This window comes from Georgenia sp. SYP-B2076 (assembly GCF_003991205.1).
Taxonomy (GTDB): Bacteria; Actinomycetota; Actinomycetes; order Actinomycetales; family Actinomycetaceae; genus Georgenia.
On the sequence record NZ_RXOZ01000006.1, the window covers coordinates 82,636 to 88,968 of the forward strand.

4 protein-coding genes are annotated in these 6,333 nt (G+C 71.9%); all 4 read left to right on the forward strand.

Going from position 1 to position 6,333, the window contains the following annotated elements; all coding sequences use genetic code 11:
* The first annotated feature begins 251 nt into the window (after positions 1-251).
* The 4 genes from dnaA (at position 252) to recF (ending at position 6,170) form a co-directional block, all read left to right on the forward strand.
* Positions 252-1,736 carry a chromosomal replication initiator protein DnaA gene (gene dnaA / locus EJK16_RS03515; protein ID WP_127126396.1) on the forward strand — a complete coding sequence of 495 codons (1,485 nt, stop codon included), beginning with the start codon at positions 252-254 and terminating at the stop codon, positions 1,734-1,736.
* A 944-nt stretch (positions 1,737-2,680) separates the two neighbouring features.
* Positions 2,681-3,811: a DNA polymerase III subunit beta gene (dnaN, locus tag EJK16_RS03520; protein WP_127126398.1), complete on the forward strand. Its 1,131-nt coding sequence runs from the start codon at positions 2,681-2,683 to the stop codon at positions 3,809-3,811.
* A 128-nt stretch (positions 3,812-3,939) separates the two neighbouring features.
* Positions 3,940-4,839, forward strand: a complete 900-nt coding sequence (gnd, locus tag EJK16_RS03525) for a phosphogluconate dehydrogenase (NAD(+)-dependent, decarboxylating) (RefSeq protein ID WP_127126400.1) — start codon at positions 3,940-3,942, stop codon at positions 4,837-4,839.
* Between the two features lie 101 nt (positions 4,840-4,940).
* Positions 4,941-6,170 (forward strand): DNA replication/repair protein RecF, encoded by a 1,230-nt coding sequence (gene recF / locus EJK16_RS03530; RefSeq protein WP_127126402.1) that lies wholly within the window; start codon positions 4,941-4,943, stop codon positions 6,168-6,170.
* The last annotated feature ends 163 nt before the right edge of the window (positions 6,171-6,333 follow it).

The following is a 6,333-nucleotide window of genomic DNA, read 5'->3' on the forward strand; positions in this document are numbered from 1 at the left end:
CGCCGCGGTCAATCCGAGGACGTGCGACGACGATGCCGGCGGGGTCGCCAGCGCACTGCGGCAGCGACTCGGCGGCCGTGGAAGTCCTATGATCGGGCACCGAGGCCTGGGACGCTGCGGCGGGACGAGGGGCGAGCCCCCCGCCGACCACTGATCCACAGGTGTACCCACAGTCTGTGGATAGACGTGTGGACACGCGGACGCCGTGCCACACTCGCCATCAGCGTTCCGTCACTGCAAGGGGATCATCGTTGCCTGAGAATCCACCCGTCACCGCGAGCTGGGCGCGGGCGGTCGAGATCCTCACCAGCAAGGGCGAGATCGGCGGCGCCCAGCTCGCCTTCGTCCGGATGACGCGGCCCCTGGGCGTCATCGACGAGACCATCCTCCTCGCGGTCCCGAGCGACTTCGCCAAGGACTTCCTCGAGACCCGGGCGCGGGAACCCATCACCGCCGCGCTCAGCGAGGTCGCCGGCGCCCCCGTCCGCTTCGCCGTCACGGTCGATCCCACGCTCGAGGAGGTCCCGGCCGCGGCGGCGACCGAGCCGGTCCCCGCCCACGCCGCGGCGACCACGGCGAGCGCCGCTCCCGGTGCCCGGGCGGCGCTGCCCGCCGAGCGCCAGGACCTGCCGATCCCACCCCCGCCGCAGCGCAAGAGCGCCGATCGTGGGTCCTCCGCCGAGGACCACTCGCTCGACTCCTCCCGCCTGAACCCGAAGTACACCTTCGAGACCTTCGTCACCGGCTCGTCGAACCGGTTCGCGCACGCGGCGGCCACCGCCGTCGCCGAGGCTCCCGCCAAGGCGTACAACCCGCTGTTCATCTACGGCGGCTCGGGTCTGGGCAAGACCCACCTCCTCCACGCGATCGGCCACTACGCGCGCAACCTCTACCCCGGCATCCGGGTGCGCTACGTGAACTCCGAGGAGTTCACGAACGACTTCATCAACTCCATCCGCGACGACAAGGCCGAGAGCTTCCAGCGCCGGTACCGCAACGTCGACGTCCTCCTCATCGACGACATCCAGTTCCTGGGTGGCAAGGAGCAGACGGTCGAGGAGTTCTTTCACACGTTCAACACCCTGCACAACGACAACAAGCAGGTCGTGATCACCTCGGACCTGCCGCCCAAGCAGCTCAAGGGTTTCGAGGACCGGCTGACGTCCCGGTTCGAGTGGGGCCTGCTTACCGACGTGCAGCCGCCCGACCTCGAGACCCGCATCGCGATCCTGCGGAAGAAGGCCGTCAACGAGAACCTGCAGGCCTCCGACGACGTGCTCGAGTACATCGCCTCCCGGATCTCCACGAACATCCGGGAGCTGGAGGGCGCGCTCATCCGCGTGACCGCCTTCGCGAACCTCAACCGGCAGCCGGTCGAGCTGTCCCTCGCCGAGATGGTGCTCAAGGACCTCATCACGGACCCCGACGGCGAGGACATCACCCCGGCGCTCATCATGGGGCAGACGGCGACCTACTTCTCCGTGTCCATCGAGGCGCTCTGCTCGGCGGACCGCTCGCGGGTGCTGGTCAACGCGCGGCAGATCGCCATGTACCTCTGCCGTGAGCTCACGGACCTCTCGCTGCCCAAGATCGGCCAGCTGTTCGGCGGCCGGGACCACACCACGGTCATGCACGCCAACCGCAAGATCCGTGAGCAGATGGCCGAGAAACGCTCGACGTTCAACCAGGTCACCGAGCTGACCAACCGCATCAAGCAGAAGGCCCGCGGAAACTGAGGCGGTCCCCCGCCCCAGTCGTCGAGCTCGGCGGGTAGCCCCAGGACACTCCCAACGGTCCTGGTGACCGCCACCCCGGACGAGGCGGCGCCGACCGGCTGACGCCCCGCCGACCCGCCCCGGGTGTGCCGCCCTGGCTCCGGGCGACCCTGCGGGCCCCGTCCGGGCGGGTGTGCCTGCATCCGCCGCCGGCCCCGCCTGCGCTCGGGCGCTCGGCACCGACGCGCACCGGCATCGGCCCACGCCCCGTGACCCACACGGCCCGCGACGCCCCCTTCACACGCTTCACGCGACCAGGAGACCGGCCGCGGCAACGCTGCCACCGTGGTCGCCGTGGGCGGAGCGCGGTATCTGCGCGGGCCGGCCCGGCCCGCGACGGCGCCCGTCCGCGCCGGTCCCCGCCCCAGGGTGTGGCCCCACCACAGCCAGGGCGGCCCCACCACAAGTGGGCGCCGCCACGCTTCCCGTCCCGCCAAGAATGTGACCCGCACCACAACGATCGGGCATTCTGTGTCCGGGGCGTGAGCCCGGTCACGAGAACCGCCGATACACAGGTGTGCACATCCCTGTGGATATCGGTGGACAACCCCGATGCCACCGGTGGAAATCCACAGCCGTCCGGTGGACAGCCGCCGTGCCCGAATCCCAAATCCACCGCCAGCACCGGTTACCCACAGGCGCGGCCACCACCTGGCTCACAGGGCGCTTGTCGGGGGGACCTGCACGAAGGGACGTTTTCCACAGTCTCCACAGGTGCTACTACGACGATGACAACTTCTCCAGGAAATGGGTGTGGACAGCCAACAACACGAGAACGTGTCACTCGTTCCTGGGGCGAACTACCCGGGCCACGGCTTTGGCACACTCGGCGTTGTCGTCCTCGCGTAAGGTTGGCCTGCGCCGCGTACACCCTCCGGCGTGACATCGAGAGAAGGTCATCCATCGTGAAGTTCAGGGTTGAGCGCGACGTCCTGGCCGAGGCTGTCACCTGGACGGCGCGCTCCCTTCCGACGCGGCCGCCGGTGCCCGTGCTCGCCGGCGTGCGGCTCGAGGCCTCCGCGGACGGCACCCTGACGCTCTCGAGCTTCGACTACGAGGTCTCGGCCCGCTCCCAGGTCGCCGCCGAGGTGGACTCCGCCGGGCTCGCCCTCGTCTCCGGACGGCTGCTGGCCGACATCTGCAAGTCCCTGCCCACGAAGCCTGTCGACGTCGACGTCGAGGGGTCGAAGGTCATCCTGACCTGCGGCGCGTCGCGCTTCACGCTCCTGACGATGCCGGTCGACGACTACCCGGCGCTGCCCGCGATGCCCGAGGTCTCCGGCAGCATCGACGCCGGCGTGCTCACCGAGGCCGTCGCCCAGGTCACCACTGCCGCCAGCCGCGACGAGACGCTGCCGCTGCTCACCGGTGTGCGCATGGAGATCGAGGGCGAGAAGCTCACCCTCCTGGCCACCGACCGCTACCGCCTGGCGATGCGCGAGCTCACCTGGAACCCCACCGCGCCGTCGATCTCGGCCGTCGCGCTCGTGCGCGCCCGCACGCTCTCCGACGTCGCGAAGTCCATGACGAGCGCCGGCGCGGTCGACGTGGCGCTGGCCACCGAGGGGCCCGCGGCCCTCATCGGGTTCGAGTCCGGGGGGCGGCGCACCACCTCCCTGCTCGTCGAGGGCGACTACCCGCCGGTCCGGCGCCTGTTCCCCGAGACGACGACGACGCACGCCGTCGTCAGCACCCACGCCCTGGTCGAGGCCGCCCGCCGTGTGAGCCTCGTGGCCGAGCGCAACACCCCGATCCGTCTGAGCTTCAGCGAGGGGCAGGTCGTCCTCGAGGCCGGGCAGGGCGACGACGCACAGGCCTCCGAGGCGATCGAGGCCTCGCTCACCGGCGAGGCGATCACGACGGCCTTCAACCCCCACTACCTCCTGGACGGCCTCGGCGCCCTGACGACGACGTTCGTCCGGATGTCGTTCACGCATCCCAGCAAGCCGGCGGTCATGACCGGGCAGGGCTCGCTGGAGGGCGACGACATCGAGGACTTCAAGTACCTGCTCATGCCGATCCGCTTCGCCGGCTGACGTGGGAGTCGTCACACCGGGCACAATCGAGCCCGGTGTGGTGTTGTCCCTGACGCGGCCCGCTGACGTGGCCGCACTCCCACGTGACGAGCGATGGACGGGCTGAGCCCCCCAGGAAACGAGCTGTGATGCACATCGGAATGGTTGGCCTGGGACGCATGGGCGGCAACATGGCCGAGAGGCTCCGGGCCGGCGGCATCGAGGTGACCGGCTATGACGCCAACCCGGCGAACAGCGAGGTCGCGACGCTGGCGGACCTCGTCGCCGCCCTGCCGCAGCCGAAGCGCGTGGTGTGGGTGATGGTCCCGGCCGGCGCGCCCACGGAGGCCGTGCTCGACCAGCTCGGCACCCTCATGGACGAGGGCGACATCATCATCGAGGGCGGCAACTCGCACTTCGAGGCCGACCGCACCAACGCCGCCACCCTCGCCGCGCGGGGCATCGGCTACGTCGACGTCGGCGTCTCCGGCGGCGTCTGGGGCCGCGAGAACGGGTACGGCCTGATGGCCGGCGGCTCCGCCGAGGACATCGCGACGCTCATGCCGATCTTCGACACGCTGCGCCCGGAGGGCCCGCGCGAGGAGGGCTTCGTCCACGCCGGCCCGGTGGGCGCCGGCCACTACGCGAAGATGGTCCACAACGGCATCGAGTACGGCCTCATGCAGGCCTACGCCGAGGGCTACGAGCTCCTCGAGGCGCGCGACGACCTCATCCCCGACGTCGGGGCAGTCTTCGCGGCGTGGCAGCGCGGCACGGTCGTGCGGTCCTGGCTGCTGGACCTCATGGTCCGCGCCATCCAGGAGGACCCGGAGCTGAAGGAGATCAGCGACTGGGTGGACGACTCCGGCGAGGGCCGCTGGACCATCGAGGAGGCCATCAGCAACGCCGTCCCGCTCCCGGTGATCTCGGCCGCGCTCTTCGCCCGCTTCTCCTCCCGGCAGCCCAGCTCCCCGGCGATGAAGGCCGTCGCCGCGCTGCGCAAGCAGTTCGGCGGGCACGCCACCCGCGCCGCGCAGCCCCGCGCCTAGGCACCACCCCCGGGACACCGGGCACGTGGGGCGCCGCGGCAACGGGCACGGCGCCTCACCGCACCCCACAGCCAGCACGAGGACGGAGGAAGGACCAGGGCATGTATGTCTCCGACCTGGCCCTGAACGACTTCCGCTCCTACCACGAGGTGGTCCTCGCCCTCGAGCCCGGGGTCACCGCGTTCGTCGGCCAGAACGGCCAGGGCAAGACGAACCTCGTCGAGGCGGTCGCCTATCTCTCCACCTTCTCCAGCCACCGCGTCGCCGCGGATGCCGCGCTCGTGCGCCAGGGCACCGACGGCGCCGTCGTCCGGGCGAAGGTCGTCCACGGCGACCGACCCACCCTCGTCGAGCTCGAGATCGTCTCCGGCAAGGCCAACCGCGCCCGGCTCAACCGCGCGCCGGCCCGGACCCGGGACGTCCTCGGGGTAGTCCGCACCGTGCTGTTCGCGCCGGAGGACCTCGAGCTCGTCAAGGGGGACCCCGCCCACCGGCGCCGCTTCCTCGACGACCTCGTTGTGCTGCTCACGCCGCGCCTGGCGGGCGTGCGCGCGGAGTACGACAAGGTGCTGCGCCAGCGCGGCGCGCTGCTGAAGTCCGCGGGCGCCGCCCGGCGCCGCGGCGCGCGCGTGGACCTGAGCACCCTGGACGTGTGGGACGGCCAGCTCGCGGCGGCCGGCAGCCAGCTCGTCGCCGCCCGCACGCGCCTCGTCCGGGCGCTGCGCCCCTTCGTGGCCCAGGCCTACGAGCAGGTCAGCGCCGGGCAGGGGGCCGCGCGGATCGACTACCGCGCGAGCATCGACAACGCCGACGGCGTGGCGGAGCACAGCGCCGCCGACCTGGACGGCGACGAGCCGCCCGCCCTCGCCGCGCGCGAGGCCGTCGAGGGGCGTGAGATGGCACTCATGGACGTCCCGGCGCTCACCGAGCGGCTCCTCGCCGCGATGGGTCGCGTCCGCCAGAAGGAGATCGACCGCGGCGTCTCGCTCGTGGGGCCGCACCGCGACGACCTGGTGCTCTCCCTGGGGACCCTGCCCGCCAAGGGCTACGCCAGCCACGGGGAGTCCTGGTCCTACGCGCTCGCCCTGCGCCTGGCCTCCTACGAGGTGTTGCGGGACGACGACTCCTCCCCCTGGGGGGTCGACGGCGAGCCGGTACTCATCCTCGACGACGTCTTCGCCGAGCTCGACACCCGCCGCCGCGAGCGGCTCGCGGCCATGGTCGCCGGCGCCCAGCAGGTCCTCATCACCGCGGCCGTGCCCGAGGACGTCCCGGCTGCCCTGGACGGCGCCCGGTTCACCGTGCACGGCGGGGAGGTCAGCCGTGGCTGACCGCGAGCCCGGCCCCGTCCCGGAGGGCCGGGCGGACGGTGCGGCGGCCGGCGGGCCGGAAGACGGCGACGCGGACGCCGTCGCGCGCCTCGCCCTCGAACGGGCCCGGGCGGCCGCCCGGGCCAAGGGGAGGAGCCCGTCCGTGCGCCGGGTGAGATCGTCC